The organism is Halorubrum sp. Atlit-26R, from assembly GCF_003666015.1.
Lineage (GTDB): Archaea > Halobacteriota > Halobacteria > Halobacteriales > Haloferacaceae > Halorubrum.
The window spans coordinates 1-582 of the sequence record NZ_QPLT01000304.1 but is presented as its reverse complement, the minus strand read 5'-3'; the positions used below and the strand labels follow the sequence as shown (position 1 = coordinate 582).

The window sequence follows — 582 nt, the reverse complement described above, 5'->3', positions numbered from 1 at the left end:
TCGACGCCGGGGCTCGATGTCCGGCTCAACGTTGATGGCGGGCAAACCTACACGGTAGAGTCGTTCACCTCTGACACGCTCACCGGAACGAGCGCCCCGACGGACCTCCGCAGCTTCACCGTCTCGCTCAACGGCAGCGCCGTCGGCGATCTCGCGCCCGGGCTCCACACCATCGAGTTCGAGGTGACCGAGGGGAGCGACGCCTACCTCGACTTTGCGCATGTCCGAGACACGCGGTACAACTACGACACCGACGACACGACGCCAGACAGCGGTGTGGTGACCGGCTGGCAGCAGTACCCTGCCGCGATCGACGTCGAGTTCCCGGTGATCACGTCGGTCGAACAGGTAGTCGGTGGGGGCGTGCGAGCGACAATGGGCGAGGAGACGTCCGCGCCGCCCGTCGCCGTCGGCGTGCGGAATGACCAGACAAATGGCTACACCGAGGTGACCGGCGCGACCAGCGTCGAGACGGAGTTCGCGGCCGCCTCGCAACTCATCCAAGCGCGCGTTACACTTGGTCGCGAAGACTCGGATGGGGGTGAATCGGGGACGTTCGGCGACGTCCCGCAGCGACTCGAC

Annotated in this window: 1 protein-coding gene; it reads left to right on the top strand. The window is 66.5% G+C overall.

Annotation, left to right across the window (positions count from 1 at the left end; all coding sequences use genetic code 11):
- The coding region (locus DVK07_RS23010; protein WP_158603214.1) for a hypothetical protein at positions 1 to 582 on the top strand (582 nt) is incomplete at both ends.